Here is a 24,032-nt window from a genome sequence, read left to right on the forward strand (position 1 = left end):
CGCACCCCATTCCTGCACGGATGTAGACTGGTTTCATGGCTACTCAAGTGCTCATCGTCGGCGCCGGACCCACCGGACTGGTGCTCGCCATCTCCCTGGCGCGGCATGGCGTGGCCGTGCGCATCATCGACAGCAACAGCGGCCCGGGCCAGGCCTCGCGCGCGATGGCCGTGCATGCGCGCACGCTGGAGTTCTACCGCCAGCTGGGCTTTGCCGACGTGGTGGTCAACCTCGGCATCAAGATCGAGACCATCCACCTGCGCGAGGCCGGCGAGGATATCGCCGAGCTGCCGCTCAAGGATATCGGCGCCGGCCTCAGTCCCTATCCCTTCGTGCTGGCCTTCGCGCAGGACGACCATGAGCGCTTCCTGGTCGAGCAGCTGCGCGCCGGCGGCGTCGAGGTCGAATGGAACACCGAACTGGAATCCTTCACCCAGGACGAATGGGGCGTGCGCGCGGTGCTGGAGCGCGACGGCGAGCGCATCCCCTGCAGCGCCGCGTGGCTGTGCGGCTGCGACGGCGCCCGCAGCCGGGTGCGCGAGTCGCTCAAGCTGGACTTCAGCGGCGGCACCTACGACCACCTGTACTACGTGGCCGACGTGCAGACCTCCGGTCCGCCCAACCGCGACCTGATCGGCCACCTGGGCGCCAACACCTTCGCGCTGATGCTGCCGGTGCGCTCGCGCGGCATGCAGCGCCTGATCGGCATCATGCCGGAGGACGCGCCGCAGGACGCCGGCTTCGACGCGGTGCGACCGGTGCTGGAGCCGCTGCTGGGCATCCAGGTGGAGCAGCTGAACTGGTTCTCGACCTACCGCGTGCACCACCGCGTGGCCGCGCACTTCCGCGCCGGCCGCTGCTTCATCGGCGGCGATGCGGCCCACATCCACAGCCCCGCCGGCGGCCAGGGCATGAACACCGGCATCGGCGACGCCGTCAACCTGGCATGGAAGCTGGCCCACGTGCTGCAGGGCCGCGCCGATCCCACCCTGCTCGACACCTACGAGGCCGAGCGCATCGTCTTCGCGCGCAAGCTGGTGGCCACCACCGACCGCGCCTTCCAGCTGATCGTCTCGCAGGGCGCGGGCGGGCAACTGCTGCGCAGCTGGCTGCTGCCGCATGTGTTCCCGGTGCTGACCGGCTTTGCCGCCGCCCGCCGCACGCTGTTCAGGACACTGTCGCAGGTGCAGATCCATTATCCCGACAGTGCGCTGAGCGGCGGCCGCGCCGGCGAGATCATCGGCGGCGACCGCCTGCCCTGGCTGCCGCTGGCGGACGGCCATGACAATTTCGGCGCGCTGCAGACGCTGGACTGGCAGTTGCACGTGTATGGCCAGCCGGAACCGCAGCTGGCCGCCGCCGCGCAGGCGCTGCGCCTGCCGCTGCATGCCTACGCATGGAGCGAGGCCGCCGGACAGGCCGGTTTGCTGAAGGACGCCGCCTACCTGGTGCGTCCCGACATGTACGTGGCGCTGGCCCTGCCGCGCCAGGAAGCCGACGCGCTGCGCGGCCTGGCCGAACGCCTCAAATTGCGTTTTTCTCACGAATTACCGTAATACAACCTTTCCGATGACATTTTAGGCTAACCTAGGAAAAATTCGGGAGGAGACCACCATGAGCAGAACCGCCAAAAAAACTGCGGTCGCCATACGTCACGTCATGTTTGAAGACGTGGGCAGCTTTGCCGCGCCGCTGGCCGCCGCCGGCTATCATCTGCACTACCTGGAGGCCGGCTGCGACGACCTCGCCCCCGCCGCGGACGCCGACCTGGTGATCGTGCTGGGCGGCCCGATCAGCGTCAACGACACCCGCCACTACGCCTTCATCAACGACGAGATCACCCTGCTGCGCAAGCGCCTGATCGCCCAGCAGCCGACGCTGGGCCTGTGCCTGGGCGCGCAGCTGATGGCCAGGGCATTGGACGCCTTGGTCCATTCCGGCATCCGCGAAATCGGCTGGGCGCCGCTGCGCCTGACCGAAGCCGGCGCCGCCTCGCCGATGCGCCACCTGGCGCCGGAACTGACCTCGATGCTGCACTGGCACGGCGATACCTTCGACCTGCCCTACGGCGCGGAACTGCTGGCCTCGACGCCGGCCTGCCGCCACCAGGCGTTCGCGGTCGGCAAGCACGCATTGGCGTTCCAGTGCCATCCCGAATTCGACCCGGCCAGGCTGGAGCTGTGGCTGGTCGGCCATGCGGTGGAACTGGTGCACGCCGGCTCCCACCTGGAGGACTTGCGCGCCGGCACCCGCAAGCACGGCGCGCAGCTGGTTCAGCAGAGCACGCTGATGATCAAGGAGTGGCTGCGCGGCCTGACTTAATTGAAAGCCATTGACATCCCCGGGGGCGCCACGCTAAGGTCGGCGTCGCGCTGATTCTTTCCCTTACCCAATACAAAGGATGCCATGAGTAACTTCTCCCGCCGCGACTTGCTGCTGACCGCCTTATCCGCCACCGCGGTCGGCGCCCTGCCTGGCCTCGCAATGGCCGACACCGCCAACCCCGCCGACGCCAAATTCACCAAGCTGCTGGACGACATCGCCGAAGAAATCCTGCGCCTGTCGCCGACCGGCGCCACCGGCCTGGGCCTGGACAACGGCGCCCGCGCCGCGCTCAAGTCGCAGCTGGAAGATATCGGCCCCAACGGCGACGCCGCCTGGGCTTCCCAAGTCAAATCGATCCAGACCCGCCTGGGCGGCGTCGACCGCGCCGCGCTGAGCGCCGATGCGCAGACCCGCTACGACACCATCAGCTACGCGGCCACCGAAGGCATCGCCGGCCTGCGCTTCCCGTTCGGCGGCGCCGCCAGCGGTTTTAACGGCGGCACCGCGCCCTTCCCCGTCACGCAACAGGACGGCGCGCTGACCCGCATCCCGGAATTCCTCGACTCGCAGCACCAGATCGCCAACGCCGCCGATGCGGAAGCCTATCTCGAGCGCGTGGCCGCGATGGCCCGCATGCTGGACCAGGAAACCGCCCGCATCGCCGAGCAGGCCGGCAAAGGCATCATGCCGCCGAACTTCATCTGCCGCACGGCGCTGGGCCAGTTGCAGGAATTCCGCAAGACCGCCGTGGCGTCGCAAAAGCTGGTGACCTCGATCACCGAGCGCACCCACAAGCTGGGCATCGCCGGCGACTGGAACGCGCGCGCCACCAAGCTGGTGGAAGGCTCGGTGTACCCGGCGCTGGAACGCCAGATCGCCACCTTCGGCAAGGCCTCGGCCAAGGCCACCGACATCGCCGGCGTGCACCGCCTGCCGGACGGCGCGGCCTACTACGAGTGGGCGCTGCGCCTGGGCACCTCGACCACGCACAGCGCCAGGGAGATCCACGCGATCGGCCTGGAACAGAACAAGATGCTGCAGTCGCGCATCGACGCCATCCTCAAGTCGCAGGGCATCACCAAGGGCACGGTGGGCGCGCGTTTGCTGGCGCTGTCCAAGGATCCGCAGCGCTTCTACGCCGACAACGACAAGGGCCGCGCGGAGCTGATCGCCTACTGCAACGACCGCGTCGACGCGGTGCGCAAGCTGATGCCGCGGATCTCGCACCTGGACCTGAAGGTGCCGCTGCAGATCAAGCGCGTGCCGATCGATATCGAAGCCGGCGCGCCGCTGGGCTATATGAACTTCGCCGCGCTGGACGGCTCGCGCCCGGCGATCTACTACATCAACCTGAAGTCGACCACACTGTGGCCGAAGTCCGAGATCGCCACGCTGACCGCGCACGAAGGCATCCCGGGCCACGCCTGGCAAGGCGCCTACCTGGCCGAGCACCACAACGAGCTGCCGCTGATCTCCTCGCTGATCGGCTTCAACGCCTTCATCGAAGGCTGGGCGCTGTATGCGGAACAGCTGGTCGACGAGTTCGGCCTGTACGCCAACGATCCGTTCAGCCAGATCGGCTACCTGCAGGCGCAGCAGTTCCGCGCCTGCCGCCTGGTGGTCGACACCGGCATGCACGCGATGAAGTGGACGCGCCAGCAGGCGATCCGCTTCCTGGTCGAGAACACCGGCCGCGGCGTGCAGGCCATGACCAGCGAGATCGACCGCTACACGGTGTCGCCGGGCCAGGCGTGCGGCTACAAGATGGGCCACAACGAAATCCTGCGCCAGCGCGAGCGCGCCAAGGCCGCGCTGGGCGGCAAGTTCGACCTGGCCGGCTTCAACGACGCGCTGGTGCAAAGCTGCGGCGTGCCGCTGACGGTGCTGCCGACGGTGATCGACCGCTACATTGTGAAACAACAGCGGGCATAGAAAGTCGTTTCGCCAATGATGCTTTTGTTGTAAGCTGCGGTGGTAGCAACACGGCCAAAAGCCACCGCGGTATCGGGAAAGCCTCTACAAGGAACCCAGCTCGTCCTTGCGCATGTGCGCAGCGACCATGCCCTTTGACGTGCTGGAGTTTTACTCATGAAGACCATAGCTATCATCGGCGGCGGCATCACCGGCGTCACCACGGCCTACGCGCTCGCCAAACGCGGCTTCGCCGTCACCCTGTTCGAACGCCATCGCTACGCGGCGATGGAAACCTCGTATGCCAACGGCGGCCAGCTGTCGGCCTGCCATGCCGAGGTCTGGAACCGCAGCTCCACCCTGGTCAATGGCCTGAAGTGGATGCTGAAGAACGACGCGCCGCTGCTGGTCAATCCCAAGCCGAGCTGGCACAAGCTGTCCTGGTTCGCCGAATTCATCGCCGCCATTCCCCAGTACCGCGACAACACCATCGCCATCACGAAAATGGCGGTGGCCGCGCGCGCGCATCTGTTCAGCTGGGCCGAGGAAGAGAACATCGACTTCAACTTGAAGCGCGAAGGCATCCTGCACATCTACCGCGACCGCGCCGGCTTCGAGCGCGCGTCCGAAGTATCGAAGCTGCTGGCGCGCGGCGGCCTGGCGCGCCGCCCCGTCACGCCGGAAGAGATGCGCGCCATCGAGCCGCAGCTGGCCGGCGACTACTACGGCGGCCACTACACCGAGAGCGACAGCAGCGGCGACATCCACAAGTTCACCGTCGGCCTGGCGCAGGCCGCGCAGCGGCTGGGCGTGCAGCTGCGCTTCAACCAGCAGGTGGTCAATGTCAGCGCCGGCGCCGACGGCGCCAGCGTCACCGTGCTGCAGGACGAGGCGGCCGACACCAGCCACTACGACGCGGTAGTGATCTGCGCCGGCACCGCCAGCCGCGCACTGGCCGCGCAGCTGGGCGACCATGTCAACGTCTATCCGGTCAAGGGCTATTCGATCACCGTGCACTTGAACGACGCCGCCAGCCAGGCCGCCGCACCCAACGTCAGCCTGCTGGACGACGCCACCAAGCTGGTCTCCAGCCGATTGGGAGAGGACCGCCTGCGCGTGGCCGGCACGGCGGAGTTCAACGGCTTCAACCGCGACATCCGCGCCGACCGCATCGCGCCGCTGATCAACTGGGTGCAGCGCTGCTTCCCCGGCGTCAGCACGCGCAGCATCACCCCCTGGGCCGGCCTGCGGCCGATGACGCCGGACCTGATGCCACGCGTCGGGCCGGGCAAGTCGCCGGCGGTGTTCTACAACACCGGCCACGGCCACCTGGGCTGGACGCTGTCGGCCGCCACGGCGGACATGGTGGCCGAAACCATCGCCGCCTCCCTGGGCTCTGTGATCCACCGTACGGCGGCCCCCTTGAAATTGGCGTAAACTGCCATCATCTGTTGCCTGTCTCAACTAGGAGGTTAGACCATGAAGGCTAAATCATTCGCAAGCATGACCGTGCTGGCCGCCGCGATGGCGCTGTCGGCGCCGGTGTTTGCTGCCGAACCGACGGTGAAGGACGTCTATGCGGCCGCACAGGCCGGCAATTACGTCGAGGCGCAAACCATGATGGACCAGGTGCTCAAGGCCCATCCAAACAGCGCCAGCGCTCACTTCGTCGAAGCGGAGCTATTGGCCAAGCAAGGCAAGTTCGCTGCGGCAGAGGCCTCGCTGGCCAAGGCCGAGCAACTCTCGCCCGGCCTGCCCAAGGTGAACCCGACCGCGGTCAGCAAGCTGCGCACGCTGCTGGCGGAAGGCCAGAAGCCGCGCGCCGACTACGGTCAGAAGCCGGCGCGCAGCAGCAATGCCGGCTACGCCAATAATGCGGGCAGCGGCGCGTCCGGCGGCGGCATCCCCTGGGGCACGATCCTGATCCTTGGCGGCGGCCTGCTGGGTTTCATCTGGCTGGCCTCGCGCTTTATGCAGCGCCGCGCGCAGCAGAATGCGGGCGGTTTCGATCCGGCCGGCTACAACCCGGGGGCGCAGCAGCCTGGCTATGCGCCGGGCGGCTATCCGCAACCCGGCTACCCGCAGCAGGGCTATCCTCAGCCCGGTTACGGCCAGCCGCAAGGTAGCGGCATGGGTTCGCGCATCATGGGCGGCCTCGCCACCGGTGCGGCGGTCGGCGCCGGCATCGTGGCGGGCGAAGCGATTGCGCGCCAGTTCACCGGCGGCAATCACGACAGCGGATCGGGCAGCCATGACCAGCCGCGCAACGACATCGTCTACGATAATCCAGACGACCTGCTGCGCCGCGACGACATGGGCGGCAACGACTTCGGCGTCAGCGGCGGCTGGGATGATTCCGGCGGTGGCGGCGGCGATAGCGGTGGTGGCGGCGGCGACTGGGACTAATTCCGAAGCAATTAGATACACTTCAGTTCTTCATCGGGGCGCGGCGCTCGCCCGCCCCGGCAGCTTCCATCGCCAGATCCCAATACGGCGGATCGCCGAAATACTCCCTCAAATGACGTATCAATAGTTGTGCCTTGGCCTGGTTGGAACGGCCCGGCATGAACACCGCGTGGATCGCCGCATCAGCGGGATCGCGCCGTGGCGGCGTGGCCGGCCGCTGCACCGGATCCATCGGAAACACCGGCAGCAGCTGGCCGGCGACGACGGCATCGCTGACCAGCCAGTTGGGCAAATGCGCCACGCCGGCGCCGCCGATGGCGGCCTGCAGCAGAGAGCCGGTGTCGTCGCAGCGCAGCTTGCCCTTGACCGCCAGCGGCTGGTTGCCGTTCACGCCGCCGAACAGCCACCAGCCACGCGGCATCGGGCTCTCGGTCAAGGTCAGGCATTGGTGGTTGAGCAAATCCTCCGGCGATGCCGGCCAGCCGTGACGCTCCAGATAGGCGGGACTGGCGGCGACCACGCGGTTCATGCCCGCCAGCCGGGTCGCCACCAGGTCGCTGGGCGGCAGCACGCCGGCACGCACCGCCACATCGACCCGCTGCGCCGACAGGTCGACGATGTCGTCGCTGACGTGCAGCTCCACTTCCAGCATGGGATGAAGCTGCAGGAACACGGCGATCGCCGGCGCCACATGCAGGCGGCCGAACGCCGCCGGCGCGGTCACCGTCAGCAGACCGCGCGGCTCGCTGTCCAGCTCCTGCACGGCGGCCTTGCCATCGGCCAGCTCGGCCAGTATATTGCGCGCCCGGGGCAGGAAGCGCTCGCCGGCGTCGGTCAACAGCACCTGCCGCGAACTGCGCAGCAGCAGCTTCGAACCCAGTTCCGCTTCCAATGCATCAAGCTTGCGCGAGACCGAGGAAATCGCGATTTTCAGCTGCGCCGCCGCGCGCGACAGGCTGCCGGTTTCCACGACGGCAACGAAGCATTGCAAAGCGTCAATCATTGGTATCTCCATAGGCAAAGCAGTTTGCAGATATTGCAAATATACTTTGTCTTTTTGGATATTGTGCCATTTTATGCAAAGATGCATACTATGTTTCATCAATAAACAATCAAGGACACACGGATGAAACTCGCACCTATCGTTGCCGCCCTCGCCTTCGCCGCGTCGGCCCCCGCATTCGCCGCCGCGCCGCTGGCAGGCACCAATGCTCCCGGCTTCTTCCGCATCATGCTGGGCGACTTTGAAATCACCGCCATCAGCGACGGCACCGTCGACCTGCCGGTCGACAAGCTGCTGCACCAGGCGCCGGCCGCCACCGGCAAGGAACTGGCCCGCTCGTACCTGAGGGCGCCGCTGGAAACCTCGGTCACCGGCTACCTGGTCAACACCGGCGGCAAGCTGGTGCTGATCGACACCGGCGCCGGCAACCTGTTCGGACCGACCTTGGGCAAGCTGCTGGCCAACCTCAAGGCCTCGGGTTACCAGCCGGAACAGGTCGATGAAATCTACCTGACCCATTTGCACCCGGACCACGTCGGCGGCCTCGCGGCCAACGGCCAGGCGGCCTTCCCCAACGCCATCGTGCGCGCCGATCAGCACGACACCGACTTCTGGCTCAGCCAGGCCAACCTGGACCAGGCGCCGGCCGACAGCAAGGGCTTCTTCCAGGGCGCGATCGCCTCGCTGTCGCCGTACTCGGCGGCCAGGCATCTGCAGCCGTTCAACGGCGGCACCGAACTGGCGCCGGGCATCCGCGCCAACGCCAGCTACGGCCACACGCCGGGCCACACCACCTACACCATCGAGAGCAAAGGCAAGAAGCTGCTGCTGATCGGCGACCTGATCCACGTGGCAGCAGTCCAGTTCGACCATCCGGAGGTGACCATCGGCTTCGACAGCGACAGCAAGACCGCCGCCGTGGCGCGCCTGAAGGCCTTCCAGGCCGTGGCCAAGGACGGCACGCTGGTCGGCGCCAGCCACCTGCCCTTCCCCGGCCTGGGCCATTTGCGCAGCAGCGGCAAGGCCTTCGACTGGGTGCCGGTCAACTACACGCAATTGCGCTAGTCAGTGTGTTGTCAGCATCAACGGTTTACAATAGGCAGATGAATATGAGTACCACACCGCGCCCCATCAGTGTGCTCGTCGTCGACGATCACCCCTTGCTGCGCGCCGGCCTGGTGGAGGCGATCTCCAGCCAGGCCGATATGCGCGTGGTCGGCGAAGCGGACGACGGCCGCGAGGCTGTCGAGCGCTGGGAGGCATTGCGTCCCGACGTCACCATCATGGATATCGCGATGCCGAATATGTGCGGCGTCACGGCCCTGCAGCAGATCCGCCGCGAGCATAACAACGCCCGCATCGTCATGCTGACCACCTACAAGGGCGACGCGCAGATCCTGCGCGCCGTCCAGGCCGGGGCCGCAGGCTTCATGCTGAAGAGTACCTTGCGCAAGGAGCTGCTGGACACGGTGCGCGGCGTGCACATGGGGCAGCGCCGCATCCCGCCGGAGATCGCGATGGAACTGGCCCAGCACATGGGCCAGGGTCCGTTGAGCGCAAGGGAAATGGAAGTGCTGCATCATGCGGCGAGCGGCAACTCCAACCGCCGCATCGCCGAGCGCCTGACGATTTCGGAGGAAACCGTCAAGGCGCACATGAAGAATGTGCTGGCCAAGCTGGCCGCGAACGATCGCACCCATGCGGTGACGATCGCTCTTAAGCGCGGCATTATTACGATCTAGTCCGGCGTCGCCGCAGCCAGCCAGACCAGCATCGCGCACGGCAGCAGCAAGCCGTGGAAGCCCACCGCCACGAAGGCCAGCGCGCCGGCCATGCAGCCGGCGCCGAACGCCAGCACCGGCCACGCCAGCTTTTTGCAGCGCCCCATCGCCTCGGGGTCGCCGCGCAGCGAATCCACCATCTCGATCACCAGCGTCGTGACGTTACCCGTCATGACGGTGGTGGCCGCCGTCTTGCCCAGCAATAGCTTGCCGTAGGCGTTCTGCACCGCCATCGCGCCGGCGCACAGCATGCCGGTCAACAGCGTCAGCGGCGCCGACGCCTCCACTACCGGCGCCGCCTGCCACGCGCACAGCACCGTGGCCGCCATCATCAGCAGCTGGAACAGGAAGCTGTTGCGCAGCTGTTTGGCGCCGGAGCGCGACCAGTGCAGTATCAACAGCCGCGCCAGCGCGACAAACACGATAAACACCGGGAACACCATCAGCTTGATCAGGATGGACTGCGACGGCTCGATCAGCGCGCGGCCGATCAACACGAAGTTGCCCGTCACGTGGGCCGTGAACAGCCCGAACAACCCCACAAAGCCCAGCGTGTCCACGTAGCCGGCCAGGAAGCCCAGCGCCACGGCTTGTTTGGTATCACCGCGTTCCATCATTGCCTTTCTGGAGATCGAGCCAGGCCACCAGCAGGAAGGCGCCGGTCAGGCCCAGATGCTCGAAGAAGCTGTTGGCGGCCATGAAGCGTTCCATGCCCGCCATCTCCCAAAAGCGGTTGGCGACGAAGGTCGCCATCAGCGTGAAGACGCCGAGGAAACCTGCGCCCAGCCAGCGGTAAAAGCCGGTCAGGATCAGCAGCGAGGCGCCCAGTTCCAGCGCGATCACCAGCGCGGCCAGCGGCCCCGCCGGCGACAGGCCGAAGTGCTGCATCTCGCCGATGGCGGAACCAAAGTCGGTCAGCTTGTTGATGCCGCCCTGCAGATACGCGGAGCAGAGAAGTAATAGACACAGCCAGCGTATCCAGCAGCCGGGAATTATTTGACGCATGAGCTTGAGCTCCAGGTTGCTCCGTCACTCCCGCACAGGCGGGAACGACGGTGGTGGTGGTTAAACAGCCCAGCAGGCGCAGCCCAGTGCGCCCCAGAAGCTTTTCAGATCGGCGATCGGCAACTTGCTGGTCCACGCGGTGGCGTGCTGGTGACCGTGCACGCTGCACGAGTTGGCGCAGCCGCACGCGGCCTGCTGCTGGCGCAACTGCGCTTGCTGCCGCTTGCGCTGCTCCAGTTCCTTGAGCGCCGCGCGGTTGTTACCGATCTGCTCTCCCCATCCGGCATAGCCGCCGAAGCGCCGCACCGGCGACCAGTCCGGCATCGCCGGCGGCGGCGCCTTGTCATGGCTGGCGAACTGCCCCGCCGCGTAGACGATCTTGCCGCCGACGATGGTCAGGTGCGAGCTCATATCGGAGATCTCGCTCTCCGCGCAAGCGTAGAAGTCCTTGTCCGGCACGATCAGGTCGGCCAGCTGGCCCACTTCGATGCGGCCCTTTTTGCCGACTTCATTCGAGAACCAGGTCGTATTCTCGGTCCACATGCGCAGCGCGGTTTCGCGGTCCAGGCAATTGGCGCGCGGGTACAGCTGCATGCCGCCCACGGTTTTACCGGTGATCATCCACGCCAGCGACACCCACGGATTGTACGAAGCCACGCGCGTCGCATCGGTACCGGCCGATACTTTGACGCCCGCTTCCAGGATCTTCTTGATCGGCGGCGTCGCCTCGGCCGCGCCGTGGCCATAGCGCTCGACGAAGTACTCGCCCTGATAGGCCATGCGGTGCTGCACGGCGACGCCGCCGCCCAGCGCCGCGATGCGGTCGATCGATGCCGGCGAGATGGTCTCCGCGTGGTCGAAGAACCAGTTCAGGCCCTCCAGCGGAATCTCCTGGTTGACGCGCTCGAACACATCCAGCGCGCGGCTGATGGTTTCGTCGTAGGTCGCGTGCATGCGCCAAGGCCAGCGGTTCTGCGCCAGCACGCGGATCACGCCTTCCAGGTCGTCTTCCATCGTCTCCGGCATGTCCGGACGCGGCTGGCGGAAGTCCTCGAAGTCGGCCGCCGAGAAGGTCAGCATCTCGCCCGCGCCGTTGTGGCGGAAGTAGTCGTCGCCCTGCTGGTACTTGACGCTCTGCGTCCAGTTCAGGAAGTCTTCCTTCTCCTGCTGCGGCTTTTGCGTGAACAGGTTGTAGGCCAGGCGTATCGTCAGCTCATTGGCGTCGGACAGCTGCTGGATCACCTGGTAATCCTCGGGATAGTTCTGGAAGCCGCCGCCGGCGTCGATGGCGCCGGTCACGCCCAGGCGATTCAGCTCGCGCATGAAATGGCGGGTCGAATTGACCTGGTATTCCAGCGGCAGCTTGGGTCCCTTGGCCAGCGTCTGGTACAGGATCGCCGCATTCGGCTTGGCCAGCAGCAGGCCGGTCGGATTGCCGGCGCCGTCGCGCAGGATCTGGCCGCCGTGCGGTTCCGGCGTCTCCCTGGTGTAGCCGACGGCGCGCAACGCGGCCCCGTTCAACAAGGCGCGGTCGTACAGGTGCAGGATGAACACCGGCGTATCCGGCGCCACCGCGTTCAGCTCATCGATGGTCGGCAGGCGCTTCTCGGCGAACTGGTGCTCGGTGAAGCCGCCCACCACGCGCACCCACTGCGGCGCCGGCGTGATCGCCACTTGCGCCTTCAGCATGGCCATCGCGTCGGCCAGGCTGCGCACGCCGTCCCAGCGCAGCTCAAGATTAAAATTCAGGCCGCCGCGAATGATGTGGCAGTGGTTGTCGATCAGGCCGGGCAGCACGCGCTTGCCCTGCAGGTCGATCACCTTGGTGGCCGGACCGGCCAGCGCCATGATCTCGTTGGCGCGGCCGACGTGGGTAAAGCGGCCATCCTTGATCGCCACCGCTTCCGCGTGCGGATTGCCGCGGTCCAGCGTGGTGAACAAGCCTCGATGCAAAATCAGGTCGGGACTTTGGGACATTACGAACTCCTGGTTTCATCGGACTTCTGCGCCGACGGCAGTTGACCGAAGCAATGCGGCTTGACGTGGTCTTCGATCCACGACACTTGTTTGGCTTCCGGCTGCCAGAGCTGGCGCAGCAGCGGCGGCAATTGCTCGCCCAGCAGCATGCCCAGCAGGCCGACCAGCGCGATCACCGGCGGCGCCGGCGAGCGCACGTTCAGGAAGCCATAGATCAGGCCGACCAACAGGCCGACCGCTATCGACACAATATACATCTTCATGGAATTCCCCTCGATGGTGATCCCGCCAGTGTAAAGACACAAGGCCGGCCTGCCATCACTGGGAAGGTCAGCCCCGATATCCCTCTTTCGGGTGATGCGGACGCAAAGCAGCGTTACCGCTACCAAAATGACAAGTATTGGGTGTTAAAATGTATGCAACCCGTCCGCAGGCTAGACCATGAAGACTATCCGCGCCCCGCTGCCATTGCAAGCCGCCGTCCTCTGCGGCTGGCTATTGTGCACACCGGCGCCGGCGCAGCAGTCTCCCTCGGCCCCGCCGCGCCTGCTCGAACAATTCACCCATACCGGCTGGAGCGCACTGGACAACGGCCCCACCGACGTCCTCAGCATCGCCCAGACCAGCGATGGCTGGCTGTGGCTGGCCGCCGCCACCGGCCTGTACCGCTTCGACGGCCAGCGCTACGAGCGCCTCGACGCCATCGACGGTCATGCGCTGCTGTCGTCCAACGTCCGCACGCTGTACGCGCCGCCCGAAGGCGGACTGTGGGTCGGCTACCGCATGGGTGGCGGCATCAGCCACTTCCACAGCGGCCAGGCACGGCACTACGCCGCCGACCAGGGTTTGCCGGGCGGCGCCATCACCAGCATCACGCGCGCACCGGACGGCGCGCTCTGGATCGCCGCCCGCGACGGCCTGGCGCGGCTCGACGGTGGGCGCTTCGAGACCATCGGCTCCGCGCAGGGCTTGCCGCAACGGCGCGCGCGCCAGGTGCTGTTCGACCGCGAAGGCCGCCAATGGATCGCCTTGCAGGGCGGCGTATACAGCCGGCCGGACACGCGCTCCGCCTTCCAGCCGGCCTGGCCGCGCGGCGACCTGAGCGGCATGACGCTGGCGCCCGACGGCGCCGTCTGGGCCACCATCGCGGATAATTACTACCGCATGGCGCCGGCCGCGCCGAACGGCCGCGAACCATCCCGGCCTGCGCTGCGCGGCAACAGCATGCAGTTCGACCGCGACGGCAATATGTGGCTGTTCCATGCCGGCGGCGTCGAGCGCCGGACGGCCGGAGGCGATGCCCCGCCGCAGCAGCTGGAACTCAGCGGCGGCCTCGCGCAAAGCTTCTTGCAGGACCGCGAAGGCAATGTATGGATAGGCACCTCGGCCGGGCTGGACCGCTTCCGCCGCAATCGCCTGCTGACGCTGCCCTTGCGTGCGCAGTTCAACCATCCGGCCATCGCGCCCGCAACCGGCGGCGGCGTCTGGGCCGGCGACCGCATCGGCGCATTGCGCGCGCTCGGACCGGAGGGCGAACGCAGCAGCGTGCCGGCGGATCCCGTCTCGGCGCTGTACCGCGATCCGGACGGCGTGCTGTGGGCAGGCAACGCCAGCGCGGTCTGGCGCGTGGGACGCGGCAAGGCAGCGGAAGCCACGCGCTTCGCGCTGCCGGCCGAAGCGCAAAGCTATGAAGTACAGGCCATGAGCCGCGCGGCGGACGGCGGCCTGTGGGTATCGGTGGTGCGCGCCGGCCTGTACCTGCTCAAGGACGGGCAATGGCTGCATCACGGCGGCCTGCCGGCCCTGCCCGGCGAACCCGACCAATTTCCGACCAGCCTGGCCAGCGAGGCCGACGGCACGCTGTGGGCCGGCTACATCCGCAACCGCATCGTCCGCATCGACGGCAAGCAGGTCACCTCGTTCGGCGCCGAGCAGGGACTGGAAGTCGGCACCGTACTGACCTTGTACCAGCACGGCGAACAGCTGTGGGTGGGCGGCGAGCGCGGCGTCGCCTGGTTCGACGGCACCCGTTTCAATCCGCTGCATGGCCGCCAGGGCGAAGCGTTTCGCGGCGTCTCCGGCATAGCGCGCACCGCGCGCGGCGACCTGTGGCTGTTCGGCGGTGAAGGCCTGAGCCGCATCGGCGCCGACCAACTGGCGCTGGCGTTGCGGCAGCCGGGCGTTGAAGTCGAATACGAACGCTTCGACGCGCAGGATGGCCTACTCGGCGCGGCCTCGCAACTGCGGCCCATGCCGTCGCTGGTGATGGCGGACGATGGGCTGCTGTGGATGTCCACCTCCAACCGCATCCACTGGATCGACCCGTCGCACATCACGCGCAACCCGGTGCCGCCGCAAGTGCTGATGCAGGGAGTGACGGTCGGCGAGCGGCGCTACAACGCCCTGCCCGGCCTGGAGCTGCCGCAATCCACCGGCAGCCTGCGCATCGACTTCACCGCCTTGAGCCTGAGCATACCGGAACGTGTGCGCTTCCGTTACCGCCTCGACGGCGTCGACGTGTTCTGGCAGGATCCGGGCGCGCGGCGGCAGGCGTTCTACACCAACCTCTCGCCGGGCGGCTACCGCTTCCGCGTAAAGGCCGCCAACGAGGACGGCGTATGGAATCCGCAGGAAGCGGAACTGGCCTTCGTCATCCCGCCGACCTTCGCGCAGACCGTGTGGTTCAAGCTGTTGTGCGTGATTGGTGCGGGGGCGGCATTGGCACTGTTGTACCGATGGCGCGTGCGCCAGGTCACGCAGCAACTGCGGGAGCGCATCGAGGAAAGGGCCGACGAGCGCCAGCGCATCGCCCGCGCGCTGCACGACACCTTCCTGCAAAGCGTGCAGGGACTGATGCTGCGCGTGCATACGCTGCTGGTGCGGTTGCCGCAGGACGGCGAAGCGCGCTCGCTGGTGGAAAAAATCCTCGACCAGTCGGACCAGGTCCTGGCCGAAGGACGCAACCAGGTCAGCGGCTTGCGCAGCGTGAGCCAGTATCAAAACGATTTGCAGCGGCTGTTCGGCGAACTGGGGCAGCAACTACGCGAACAACATGCGGCCAGCTTCGTACTGATCGTCACCGGCCAGCCGGCCGCGCTGCAAGGGGAAGCCGGCGAGCACCTGTACCACATCGGCCGCGAAGCGCTGCTCAACGCCTTCCGCCACGCCAGCGCCGGCTGCATCGAACTGGAACTGGGCTACGGCGCCGACCACCTCACGCTGCAGGTGCGCGACAACGGCGACGGCATCGCCGAGACGATCATGACGGCCGGCGCGCGCCCCGGCCACTGGGGCCTGACCGGCATGCGCGAACGCGCCGTCAAACTGCACACGGTGCTGGAACTGTGGAGCCGGCCCGGCATGGGCACGGCGGTGCGAGTGACGGCACCCGCCACGATCGTGTATGCCAGCAAACGCAAGCACGGCCCGCTGCGCCGCTGGCTGCTGCGCGAAGCGGCCTGACAGCGAGTGAACGCCTATGCAAGAATCGAAACAAACACGTGGTGACCGTCCCGCGCAGCGCGAAGCTGTCGGTACCGAGGCTGGCCTGCCCCGGCAGGAGGGTGTTTGGGCAGATCAAAGCTCGTCGGCTGATCAGTTGCGACAACTCAGGTCCATGATGGACAAGGGACCACGCATGATCGCGCAGCGTCAGGTCGCAAAAGCCATGGACCAAAGCCCAAGCGGGAAAGCCTTGCGTTCGCGCGCGCTGCAAATGAACGCCGTGCAGGCGCATGACGACACCCTGGAGTCAGAAGACAGCGAAGACGTCCTTCATTCGGATGAAGCAGATGCCGGGCAAGCGGAGGCAGGAGATCAACCCGAAAGCGAAGAGGATATTTTCGAGGCGCAGCGGGAGGCCATACCACTGCTGGGCGAAACACATCATCTTGAATACCGCAAGGTGGGATCGGAATTTGTATTGGGCGTCGCTTCTACTTGGGCAGAGGCGGCGGCGATTCATACGGCGTTGCGTCTGAGAGGCGTCTCGGCAGCCTGGCGCGCCAGCTATCTGGTTGTAAGAGGCGCACACGACGCCAGGACAACCGCACTCAGGGACTTGCAAACGGCAGAGCGGCAGCTGGATGCATTACCACGTGAGCGGAGAAGCAGGTCAAGAAGCCCTGCCCCAAGAGGTGGCAGGGGCGGTGGCCGTGCAGGATCCGGCGCGCGCTCCAGAAGCCGGTCCAGAAGCCGGGAGAGAAACCAACCTAGCGAAGCGGACCGCTTGAGGCAAGCGGTATTGGATTTGCGGATCGATTTGATCAACGCTATCGGACAGGAGCGGCGAGCCGTCAATGCGTTTGTCGCCATTTCGGCCAACGAATTCAGTACCGAGGTAGCGGAAATCCTCGGGGCCAACATGCCGGCGATCAAATTAGATACGGATGTCGTTGTGGCCGATGCCAATACGGTTCGCTACCACACCGGCGACCAGGCGGACCCCATCCCCATCACGTGGTATAAGCCGACTGCAAGCTATGCCACTGTGACGGTGCTGGACGGCTTAACGAACGCCAATGTAGTGTTGAGTCCTTTTGCGGCCAATCCTCAAGTAGCGGCGCCTGACGGTACAACGTATCAGCTCGGTGTCACCGCCGCTAATCATCCGGTGATAGGCGACGTCCTGCTCAACAACCCCAAACATGGAAAAACAAGGACGCGGCAGCAGTTGCTAAATACGGCCCTGACTTCCATGGGGTACAACATGGCCGGGCAAGATGGCGACCACGTGAAGGATCTCGGCTTTGGAGGGAGCGACATAGATGCGAACTTCTGGCCCCTCACCAGCGCGACCAATCGGTATGCTTTCACAGGCTGGCGTAGCAGCTACTACCTGAATTACAAGACGGGCACGCAGGGCGCTGGGGGCGCGCAGATAGTCAAGAAAGCACCGTTAAATGCCGGGAACATGGTGGGGAAATACGTGCAGATCGTTGCGGAACAGGCGACGGCCAGTCCCAACGGCAATAATAGCGCGGCTAGCGGCAGCTCTACAGCATGGGGACAGCAGGAAAACATCATCGCCCGCAACGGGGCAGCCATCGCCGAAGCCTGAATCTGTTACACATCCAGAAATGATTGCGCAACCAATTACGTGTATCCTCGTGGTAATAACAGATACACATAATGGAGAAGGCATGGTTCGTTATTCATCAGGCATCTTGAGGTACGCGCGAAGAAAGTGGCTGTTGCTGTTTGCGTGCTTAACGCTGGCGATTGGTGTTTCTCCGGCCCGTGCCAGCGCCGGGGGACCGGCTCAGCTTGCGCTCTACGACGGACGCGCCGTTGCCAGCGTTGCCTACGACCCTGCAGGCGGCGCACCCATCCGAAAAGCGGCGGAACTGCTGTCGCGCGACCTTCTGCAACTTAGCGGCCGAACGCCCGACATCAGCGCGGGAATCACATCCAGCCACGGCACCGGCGTCATCGTCGGCGTGGCCTCGTCGCCGCTGATCGCAGGCCTGCTGCGCAAAAACGGGCTGTCGGCCGCCGCCATCGACGGCAAGTGGGAAACCTATGGCCGTGCCGTCATTCCCGCGCCCTGGGATCCCGCGCGCTCCTTATCTTCGGCGCCGATACGCGCGGGGCGGTCTGGGGCGTCGTCGACCTGACGCGGGAAATGGGCGTGTCCCCCTGGGAATGGTGGGCCGACGTCAAGACGCGCGCGCGCGACCGCATCGACGTCTCGGCCGCCGCCAGCTTCTCCAGGCCGCCGACGGTCAAGTACCGGGGCTTCTTCATCAACGCGTCCTTCTTCAGGGACTGGGCGGGCAAGACTTACGACCCGGCGGCCGGCGGCGTCGGGCCCAAGACCTATGAGCGCGTATTCGAGCTGATGTGGCGCCTGAAGGCGAACCTGATCTGGCCGGCGATGAACAGCACCGACCCGGCCTTCAACCTCCGACCCGGGAACTACGACGTCGCCGCCGATTACGCGGTGATCCGTGGCTCCTCCCACGTCGAAATGCTCCTGCGAAATAACGCCGTCGAGTGGGACGAGAAGGAGATGGGGCCCTACAACTGGCTCACCAACAAGGACCGGCTGACCGCGTATTGGCGCGGCGCGATCGACCAGTGGGGCAAGTACGACAACCTCTATACCATCGGCATGCGCGGCGTCGACGACTTCCCGATGGAGGGCGCGGACTCCGCCGCGAAGATGGGCGATATCCTGCACGACGTGATCCAGGCGCAGCGCAAGATCCTCAGCACGTCGCTCGGCAAGCCGGCTGAGCAAATCCCCCAGGCGTTCACGCCGTACAAGGAGGTGACCGCCGCCTACAACACCGGCCGCATCCAGTTGCCCGACGACGTGACGATCGTCTGGCCCGATGACAATTACGGCTACATGGTGCGCCTGAACGACGCGCGCGAGCGCGAACGCCCGGGTGGCTCCGGCGTCTACTATCACGCCACCTTCTGGGGCGCGCCGGGCAACTACCTGCTCCTGCCGTCGACCGATCCCAGCCTGATGTGGGAAGAGATGACACGCGCCTACCATGCCAACGCGCGCGACATATGGATGCTAAACGTCGGCAACATCAAGCCGGTCGAATACCTGCTCGAATTTTATCTGGCGATGGCGTTCGACATGGACCGGTTCGCCACGCCCGGTTCCGCCCATGCGTACATGGACGACTGGGCCGTGCGGAACTTCGGCCCGGAGCAAGGCGGCAGGGTCGCCGACGTGATGTGGCGCTACTACAAGCTCGCCTTCGGCCGCAATCCGGAGTTCATGGCGTTCAACACCACCTTCCCGATGACGCCGGTACAGCAGACGCGCTTCTCCATCACCGACTTCGGCGACGAGAACGCGCGCCGCGCCGACGCCTACAAGGCGATCATGGCGGCGTCGAAGGAACTGGAAACGGTGCTGCCCGCCGACCGCAAGTCCGCCTTCTACGAGCTGGTCGGCTATCCGGTCACGGTCGCCGGCAATATGAACCTGCGCCAGCTCGCCATGGACAAGTCGATCGCCTATGGCCTGCAACGGCGGGCCAGCGCCAACGCCTACGCGGCGGAAGCGCAACGCGCGCACGATGCCATCCTGGCGAACGTGCGCCGCTATGGCGAGCAGATCGAAGGGGGCAAATGGCGGCACATCTCCAACAGCTATCCACAGTCGCTGACCAACTATCTGCCGCCGGCCATCCCCACCTGGTCGATACCGGCGGATGCCCAGCGCTGTCCCGTGCAAGTGGAAGGCGGCGGCTTCTTCGACGACAAGGACTGGTTCTTCCCTACCCTGCCGACCTTCAATCCCGAACTGGCGGAGCGCAGCTATTACCTCGACATTTTCACCAGCCAAGCGCTCGACGCGACCTGGAGCGCGACGCCGAGCGTGCCCTGGATCAGGCTCGACAAGACCTCGGGCCGCTTCTCGCAAGCGGGCGGCTATGAGCAGCGATTGAAGGTGTCGATCGACTGGTCGAAGGCGCCGAAGCAGGCGAAGGACGGGCTGGTGCGCGTCAGCTGCAGCGTCGGTCAGCAGCCGATCGACGTCCATGTCCGCGTCGCGCCGCCGATCGCGGACGACACGGCGTCCTTTGTCGACGCCCAAGGCGTGGTATCGATGTACGCCGCGCACGCGGACCGCATGACGGGCGCATGGCGGGTGCTTGACGGCGTCGGACACACGGGCGCGGACGTGCAGGCGTCGCTGGACCTGCAACCGGTCGACCCGGCCGACCCGGCGGCGCTGGCCAAGGCGCCGCGCCTGCTCTACCGCTTCCACACGCTGAAGCCGGAGCGCGACTACAGCTTCCCCAACTATGTGTTCGACGAGGTGGTGTCGCTGCGCGCGGTGGCCTTGCCGCTGTTCCCCGCCACCAAGGATGGCAAGATGCGGATCGCGGTGTCGATCGACGGCGAGCCGCCTCGCGTGCTCGACTTCGGGCGCGAGTATTACGCGGCGACGTGGCGCGAGAGCGTGCTCGACAACGCCGTGGTCGCGGAGGTCGCCAACCTGCCGCTGAAGCCCGGCAGTCACACGCTGGAGGTCTACGCGCTCGATCCGGCGGTGACGCTGGACCGGTTCGAGATCCGTTTCGTCGGCGCCAGCAAGGGCTATGGCCCGGTGCCCGAGACGCGGATCATCCGCTAGCCGGGCGGGCAGCGAGCGCTGCTCAAGTTACAATCAGGCTGTCTGCACTTGCAGACATGTCAATAACTTCCAAGACCTGGAGCACCATCCATGCACGTGGACTTACCCGCACTGATCATTATCGACATGCAGAAAGGCATGGCGAAGCCCGAAGCAGGCACCCGCAACAATCCCAGCGCGGAACAGCATATCGCTGCCCTGCTTCATGCATGGCGGCAAGCCGGCGCCACCGTTGTCCATGTCCGCCACATCTCCAGGACGCCTGGCTCGCCCTTCTGGCCGGGCCAGCCGGGGGTGGAATTCCAAGCGCAACTGGCACCATTGCCGGAAGCGCATGTGCTGGAAAAGAATGTGCCTGATGCCTTCATCAACACCGGGCTGGAACGCTGGCTGCGGGTGCGCGAGATCGGCAAACTCGTCATCGTCGGTGTCAGCACCAACAACTCGGTAGAGGCAAGTGCCCGGACCGCAGGTAACCTGGGCTTCGACACACAGGTGGTCGCCGATGCCTGTTTCGCCTTCGCCAAGACCGACTACGCAGGCGTCCCCAGAACTGCGGACGAGGTGCATGCCATGGCCCTGTCCAATCTGAACGGCGAGTACGCGACCATCGTCCATACCAAGGATGTGCTGGCAGCCTTGGCCGGGGCGGCATGATCCTCTGTCCCTCTGGACACGAACCGGGTTGTAACCTCGACCACCTGGACGGGAACCGCGGCGTAGCAACGCGGTCCAATTAGCAACGGGCTTGCCGGCCCGCTACGTCGACCGTCCGGGAGCGCTATGAAACTTTGCCTTATCGTGTATTACTCGCGCACAGGAGCCACCGAGAAGGTGGCCAGCGCCCTGGCGCAGGCCTGCGGCGCGGATCTGGAGCAGATCCGGGAGATCCGCCCGCGCAGGGGCATCACAGGCTATCTGCACTCCGCGTGGCAGGCCCTGCGCGGCGCCCCCGCCGAGATCGCGCTCCCCCGCCATCATCCCGCCGACTATCCCGTCATCGTGCTCGGCACGCCGGTATGGGGCGGACACCTCAGCGCCCCCATGCGCAGCTATATCCTGCAACAGCGTGAGCACTTCCGCCGCATCGGCCTGTTCTGCACGGTAGGCGATAGCGGCGGCGAGGAAGTGCTCAGCGCGATGGCGGCCATGTGCAACAAGCTACCGGTGGCCAGCCTCAGCCTGCATCAAAGCGATGTGCTCTCCGGGCGCCACGCCACCGCGCTGGCCGACTTCGCCAACCAGCTGGTGACGGTCCAGCACGACGAGCAGGAGGCGGCGCCGGCCGGCCCGACATGAGCTACAAGACCATCCTGGTGAACGCGGAATCATCGCCGCGCGCGCAGCACATCGCCGGCTGCGCCGCCCGCATCGCGGCCGCCGAACAGGCCCATGTGGTGGGCCTGGCCAGCACCGGCATCAACCAGCTGATCTACCAGTGCAACGCGGTCGCTCCCGGCGTGCCGCTGCTGCCGCCGGACCTGACCGTGCTGACCGATGCGGCGCGGCAGGCGCTGGCCCGGTTCACGACCACCGTCACGCAGCTGGGCGCCCCGTCCTGCGAAGAGCGCCTGACCAATGACAGCCTGCCCGACAGCCTGGCGCTGCAGTCGCGCTACTGCGACCTGGCCGTCATCGGCCAGGCCGATCTCTTGCCGCAGCAGCTGATCCTGCATTGTCCGCGTCCGGTGCTGGTGGTCCCGCGCGAGGGCCGGTTCGACCGGATCGGCGCGCGGCCGCTGCTGGCCTGGGACGGCGGCATGGCCGCCAGCCGCGCCATCCAGGCGGCGCTGCCGCTGCTGCGGCGCGCGACGCTGGCGACGCTGGCGGTGTTCAACCCGACGCTGGTGTACGCCGCGCACGGCGAACAGCCCGGCGCCGACCTGGCGCGCTACCTGGCGCGCCACGGCGTCCAGCTCGATGTGGTGGTGCGCGAGACGGCGGACGATATCGGCGACGCCCTGTTGTCGCTGGCGGCCGAAACCGGCGCCGACCTGCTGGTCATGGGTTGCTATGGCCACACGCGCTTTCACGAACTGCTGCTGGGCGGCGCCACCCGCAGCATCCTCAAACACATGACGCTGCCGGTGCTGATGACGCGCTGACGCCGGCCACAAGGAGCCACCATGCAAGCACTGGACCGCACCCACCGCCAATTCATCCTCAACCTGCTTGGCGCCACGCACGACCTGACGCTGGCCACGCTGCGCCCGGACGGCTATCCGCAGGCCACCGTGGTCAGCTTCGTCAACGATGGCCTGACGCTGTACGCCGGCATCGGCCTCGACAGCCAGAAGGCGCACAACATCCGCCAGAACGACAAGGTCTCGGCCACCGTCACGCCGCCGTATGCGGACTGGCAGCACATCCGGGGACTGTCGCTGGCCGGCCGCGCCGCGATCGTCGGCGATCCGGAAGAGACGGCGCACGCGGCCGACCTGATGCTGTTTCGGTTTCCGCAACTGCGCCAGTTGATGCAGGCCGGCGGCAGCGCCAACTGGCCGGGCGCGGTCTTCGTGCGCATCACGCCGACGATCATTTCAGTGCTGGATTACGAACAAGGTTTCGGCCACACCGAGCTTTATCAGGTAGTACCGGGAATTTGATCCAGATCATATATTTTTGGAATCGCGCTTGTTAGGCTGGTCTTTTAACTGCCATCGGAGTTCGCCATGTCCTACAAGACCATACTCGTCCACGTCGACGGCGCGCCACACGCCGCCGAACGCATCGCTGCCGCGACCCAACTGGCGCTGCAGCAGGATGCCCACTTGATCGGCGCCGCGATGACCGGCATCGCCATGGATTTTTACCGCAGCAGCAGCGTGATGTTCGACAACGTCTTGCCGCAGGAAGAGCTGGAACAACTGAAGCGCGACGCCCAGCAAGCGCTGGAACGCTTTGAGCGCCAGGCCCGCGCGGCGGAACTGCGCTATGAAAGCCGGCAGACCGATGACGATGCCCCGACCGGGCTGGTGCTGCAAGCCCGTTACGCGGACCTGGTGGTGCTCAGCCAGACCGACCCCGGGCTGGACGGCCTGCTCATGGGGCCAGGGCTGCCCGCCTACCTGGCGCTGAACGGCGGCAGGCCGGTGCTGGTGGTGCCGCATGCCGGCAGCTACCCGCACCTGGACCGCCACGCGCTGGTGGCCTGGGACGGCAGCCGCTCCGCCACCCGCGCGGTGACCGACGCGCTGCCGCTGCTGCGCCGCAGCGCCCACGTGACCGTGGCGGTGTTCAATCCCGAACGCCAGTACGCCGTGCACGGCGCCCTGCCCGGCGCCGACATCGCCCTGTTCCTGGCGCGCCACGGCGTCAAGGTCGACGTGCTGAAGCAAACCACGCCGCCGGAGCTGGGCGTGGGCGACGCGCTGCTGTCGCTGGCCGCCGACCTGAGCGCCGACCTGCTGGTGATGGGCGCCTACGGCCATCTGCGCTGGCGCGAAATGGTGCTGGGCGGCGTCACCCGCACCATACTCGGTACGATGACGCTGCCGGTGCTGCTCTCGCACTAGGC

Annotated in this window: 21 protein-coding genes; 16 read left to right on the forward strand and 5 right to left on the reverse strand. The window is 66.3% G+C overall.

Annotated features, from left to right (window positions below):
• The first annotated feature begins 35 nt into the window (after nt 1–35).
• From ACEN9F_RS06395 to ACEN9F_RS06415, 5 genes are all read left to right on the forward strand, one after another.
• The gene (locus ACEN9F_RS06395) at nt 36–1,556 is read left to right on the forward strand and encodes an FAD-dependent monooxygenase (RefSeq protein ID WP_413418954.1); all 1,521 of its coding nucleotides are present in this window, start codon (nt 36–38) and stop codon (nt 1,554–1,556) included.
• A 58-nt stretch (nt 1,557–1,614) separates the two neighbouring features.
• The gene (locus tag ACEN9F_RS06400; protein ID WP_413418956.1) at nt 1,615–2,322 is read left to right on the forward strand and encodes a glutamine amidotransferase; all 708 of its coding nucleotides are present in this window, start codon (nt 1,615–1,617) and stop codon (nt 2,320–2,322) included.
• A gap of 84 nt (nt 2,323–2,406) precedes the next feature.
• A complete protein-coding gene (locus ACEN9F_RS06405) occupies nt 2,407–4,257 on the forward strand; it encodes a DUF885 domain-containing protein (protein WP_413418958.1) in 1,851 nt (616 codons plus the stop codon).
• A gap of 156 nt (nt 4,258–4,413) precedes the next feature.
• Nucleotides 4,414–5,673 (forward strand): D-amino acid dehydrogenase, encoded by a 1,260-nt coding sequence (locus ACEN9F_RS06410; RefSeq protein ID WP_413418959.1) that lies wholly within the window; start codon nt 4,414–4,416, stop codon nt 5,671–5,673.
• A 42-nt stretch (nt 5,674–5,715) separates the two neighbouring features.
• On the forward strand, nt 5,716–6,642 hold the full coding sequence (locus ACEN9F_RS06415; RefSeq protein ID WP_413418961.1) for a tetratricopeptide repeat protein: 927 nt from the start codon (nt 5,716–5,718) through the stop codon (nt 6,640–6,642).
• A gap of 22 nt (nt 6,643–6,664) precedes the next feature.
• On the opposite strand, the gene ACEN9F_RS06420 is transcribed toward ACEN9F_RS06415, so the two are convergent.
• The gene (locus ACEN9F_RS06420; RefSeq protein ID WP_413418963.1) at nt 6,665–7,645 is read right to left on the reverse strand and encodes a LysR family transcriptional regulator; all 981 of its coding nucleotides are present in this window, start codon (nt 7,643–7,645) and stop codon (nt 6,665–6,667) included.
• 123 nt (nt 7,646–7,768) lie between these two features.
• On the opposite strand from ACEN9F_RS06420, the gene ACEN9F_RS06425 reads away from it, so the two are divergent.
• Together ACEN9F_RS06425 and ACEN9F_RS06430 are read left to right on the forward strand one after the other, a co-directional pair.
• Nucleotides 7,769–8,710, forward strand: coding sequence for an MBL fold metallo-hydrolase (locus ACEN9F_RS06425; protein WP_413418965.1), 942 nt, complete (start codon nt 7,769–7,771; stop codon nt 8,708–8,710).
• A 44-nt stretch (nt 8,711–8,754) separates the two neighbouring features.
• A complete protein-coding gene (locus ACEN9F_RS06430) occupies nt 8,755–9,387 on the forward strand; it encodes a response regulator (RefSeq protein WP_413418967.1) in 633 nt (210 codons plus the stop codon).
• Here ACEN9F_RS06430 and ACEN9F_RS06435 read toward each other — a convergent pair.
• Genes ACEN9F_RS06435 through ACEN9F_RS06450 form a run of 4 tightly spaced genes read right to left on the reverse strand, consistent with a single transcriptional unit; the run spans nt 9,384 to nt 12,671 of the window.
• Nucleotides 9,384–10,043, reverse strand: coding sequence for a YoaK family protein (locus ACEN9F_RS06435; RefSeq protein WP_413418969.1), 660 nt, complete (start codon nt 10,041–10,043; stop codon nt 9,384–9,386). The two genes, ACEN9F_RS06430 and ACEN9F_RS06435, sit on opposite strands and share 4 nt — an antisense overlap.
• A complete protein-coding gene (locus ACEN9F_RS06440) occupies nt 10,027–10,431 on the reverse strand; it encodes a DoxX family protein (protein ID WP_413418971.1) in 405 nt (134 codons plus the stop codon). The genes ACEN9F_RS06435 and ACEN9F_RS06440 overlap by 17 nt, the downstream gene beginning before the upstream one ends.
• A 60-nt stretch (nt 10,432–10,491) precedes the next feature.
• Entirely contained in the window at nt 10,492–12,408 is a 1,917-nt protein-coding gene (locus ACEN9F_RS06445; RefSeq protein ID WP_413418973.1) for an amidohydrolase, read from the reverse strand.
• The gene (locus tag ACEN9F_RS06450; protein WP_413418975.1) at nt 12,408–12,671 is read right to left on the reverse strand and encodes a DUF1427 family protein; all 264 of its coding nucleotides are present in this window, start codon (nt 12,669–12,671) and stop codon (nt 12,408–12,410) included. Before ACEN9F_RS06450 ends, ACEN9F_RS06445 begins: the two co-directional genes overlap by 1 nt.
• 178 nt (nt 12,672–12,849) lie before the next feature.
• Between ACEN9F_RS06450 and ACEN9F_RS06455 the strand changes: the two genes are divergently transcribed.
• The 9 genes from ACEN9F_RS06455 (at nt 12,850) to ACEN9F_RS06495 (ending at nt 24,030) form a co-directional block, all read left to right on the forward strand.
• Complete coding sequence (locus ACEN9F_RS06455) at nt 12,850–15,870, forward strand: two-component regulator propeller domain-containing protein (RefSeq protein WP_413418977.1); 3,021 nt, start codon at nt 12,850–12,852, stop codon at nt 15,868–15,870.
• A gap of 16 nt (nt 15,871–15,886) precedes the next feature.
• Nucleotides 15,887–17,467: a hypothetical protein gene (locus tag ACEN9F_RS06460; RefSeq protein WP_413418979.1), complete on the forward strand. Its 1,581-nt coding sequence runs from the start codon at nt 15,887–15,889 to the stop codon at nt 17,465–17,467.
• An 82-nt stretch (nt 17,468–17,549) separates the two neighbouring features.
• Nucleotides 17,550–18,023, forward strand: coding sequence for a hypothetical protein (locus ACEN9F_RS06465; RefSeq protein WP_413418981.1), 474 nt, complete (start codon nt 17,550–17,552; stop codon nt 18,021–18,023).
• Nucleotides 18,024–18,037: 14 nt separating this feature from the next.
• Nucleotides 18,038–20,515, forward strand: a complete 2,478-nt coding sequence (locus tag ACEN9F_RS06470) for a glycosyl hydrolase 115 family protein (protein WP_413418983.1) — start codon at nt 18,038–18,040, stop codon at nt 20,513–20,515.
• Nucleotides 20,516–20,605: 90 nt separating this feature from the next.
• Complete coding sequence (locus tag ACEN9F_RS06475) at nt 20,606–21,172, forward strand: cysteine hydrolase family protein (protein ID WP_413418985.1); 567 nt, start codon at nt 20,606–20,608, stop codon at nt 21,170–21,172.
• Between the two features lie 126 nt (nt 21,173–21,298).
• The gene (locus ACEN9F_RS06480; protein WP_413418987.1) at nt 21,299–21,814 is read left to right on the forward strand and encodes a flavodoxin family protein; all 516 of its coding nucleotides are present in this window, start codon (nt 21,299–21,301) and stop codon (nt 21,812–21,814) included.
• Nucleotides 21,811–22,620, forward strand: a complete 810-nt coding sequence (locus ACEN9F_RS06485; RefSeq protein ID WP_413418989.1) for a universal stress protein — start codon at nt 21,811–21,813, stop codon at nt 22,618–22,620. Before ACEN9F_RS06480 ends, ACEN9F_RS06485 begins: the two co-directional genes overlap by 4 nt.
• Before the next feature lie 21 nt (nt 22,621–22,641).
• Nucleotides 22,642–23,121 carry a pyridoxamine 5'-phosphate oxidase family protein gene (locus ACEN9F_RS06490; RefSeq protein ID WP_413418991.1) on the forward strand — a complete coding sequence of 160 codons (480 nt, stop codon included), beginning with the start codon at nt 22,642–22,644 and terminating at the stop codon, nt 23,119–23,121.
• A 66-nt stretch (nt 23,122–23,187) separates the two neighbouring features.
• Nucleotides 23,188–24,030, forward strand: coding sequence for a universal stress protein (locus ACEN9F_RS06495; RefSeq protein ID WP_413418993.1), 843 nt, complete (start codon nt 23,188–23,190; stop codon nt 24,028–24,030).
• The last annotated feature ends 2 nt before the right edge of the window (nt 24,031–24,032 follow it).

It is taken from the genome of Duganella sp. CT11-25 (assembly GCF_047302815.1).
In the GTDB taxonomy this organism is placed as follows: domain Bacteria; phylum Pseudomonadota; class Gammaproteobacteria; order Burkholderiales; family Burkholderiaceae_D; genus Rugamonas.

Bases quoted from the DNA above. Each gene is read 5' to 3' on its own strand.
- ACEN9F_RS06425 (WP_413418965.1), top strand. From the start codon at position 7,769: ATGAAACTCGCACCTATCGTTGCCGCCCTCGCCTTCGCCGCGTCGGCC.
- ACEN9F_RS06435 (WP_413418969.1), bottom strand. From the start codon at position 10,043: ATGATGGAACGCGGTGATACCAAACAAGCCGTGGCGCTGGGCTTCCTG.
- ACEN9F_RS06480 (WP_413418987.1), top strand. From the start codon at position 21,299: ATGAAACTTTGCCTTATCGTGTATTACTCGCGCACAGGAGCCACCGAG.
- ACEN9F_RS06405 (WP_413418958.1), top strand. From the start codon at position 2,407: ATGAGTAACTTCTCCCGCCGCGACTTGCTGCTGACCGCCTTATCCGCC.
- ACEN9F_RS06420 (WP_413418963.1), bottom strand. From the start codon at position 7,645: ATGATTGACGCTTTGCAATGCTTCGTTGCCGTCGTGGAAACCGGCAGC.
- ACEN9F_RS06415 (WP_413418961.1), top strand. From the start codon at position 5,716: ATGAAGGCTAAATCATTCGCAAGCATGACCGTGCTGGCCGCCGCGATG.
- ACEN9F_RS06400 (WP_413418956.1), top strand. From the start codon at position 1,615: ATGAGCAGAACCGCCAAAAAAACTGCGGTCGCCATACGTCACGTCATG.
- ACEN9F_RS06395 (WP_413418954.1), top strand. From the start codon at position 36: ATGGCTACTCAAGTGCTCATCGTCGGCGCCGGACCCACCGGACTGGTG.
- ACEN9F_RS06465 (WP_413418981.1), top strand. From the start codon at position 17,550: ATGGTTCGTTATTCATCAGGCATCTTGAGGTACGCGCGAAGAAAGTGG.
- ACEN9F_RS06455 (WP_413418977.1), top strand. From the start codon at position 12,850: ATGAAGACTATCCGCGCCCCGCTGCCATTGCAAGCCGCCGTCCTCTGC.
- ACEN9F_RS06430 (WP_413418967.1), top strand. From the start codon at position 8,755: ATGAGTACCACACCGCGCCCCATCAGTGTGCTCGTCGTCGACGATCAC.
- ACEN9F_RS06475 (WP_413418985.1), top strand. From the start codon at position 20,606: ATGCACGTGGACTTACCCGCACTGATCATTATCGACATGCAGAAAGGC.
- ACEN9F_RS06490 (WP_413418991.1), top strand. From the start codon at position 22,642: ATGCAAGCACTGGACCGCACCCACCGCCAATTCATCCTCAACCTGCTT.
- ACEN9F_RS06410 (WP_413418959.1), top strand. From the start codon at position 4,414: ATGAAGACCATAGCTATCATCGGCGGCGGCATCACCGGCGTCACCACG.
- ACEN9F_RS06495 (WP_413418993.1), top strand. From the start codon at position 23,188: ATGTCCTACAAGACCATACTCGTCCACGTCGACGGCGCGCCACACGCC.
- ACEN9F_RS06445 (WP_413418973.1), bottom strand. From the start codon at position 12,408: ATGTCCCAAAGTCCCGACCTGATTTTGCATCGAGGCTTGTTCACCACG.
- ACEN9F_RS06440 (WP_413418971.1), bottom strand. From the start codon at position 10,431: ATGCGTCAAATAATTCCCGGCTGCTGGATACGCTGGCTGTGTCTATTA.
- ACEN9F_RS06485 (WP_413418989.1), top strand. From the start codon at position 21,811: ATGAGCTACAAGACCATCCTGGTGAACGCGGAATCATCGCCGCGCGCG.
- ACEN9F_RS06450 (WP_413418975.1), bottom strand. From the start codon at position 12,671: ATGAAGATGTATATTGTGTCGATAGCGGTCGGCCTGTTGGTCGGCCTG.
- ACEN9F_RS06460 (WP_413418979.1), top strand. From the start codon at position 15,887: ATGCAAGAATCGAAACAAACACGTGGTGACCGTCCCGCGCAGCGCGAA.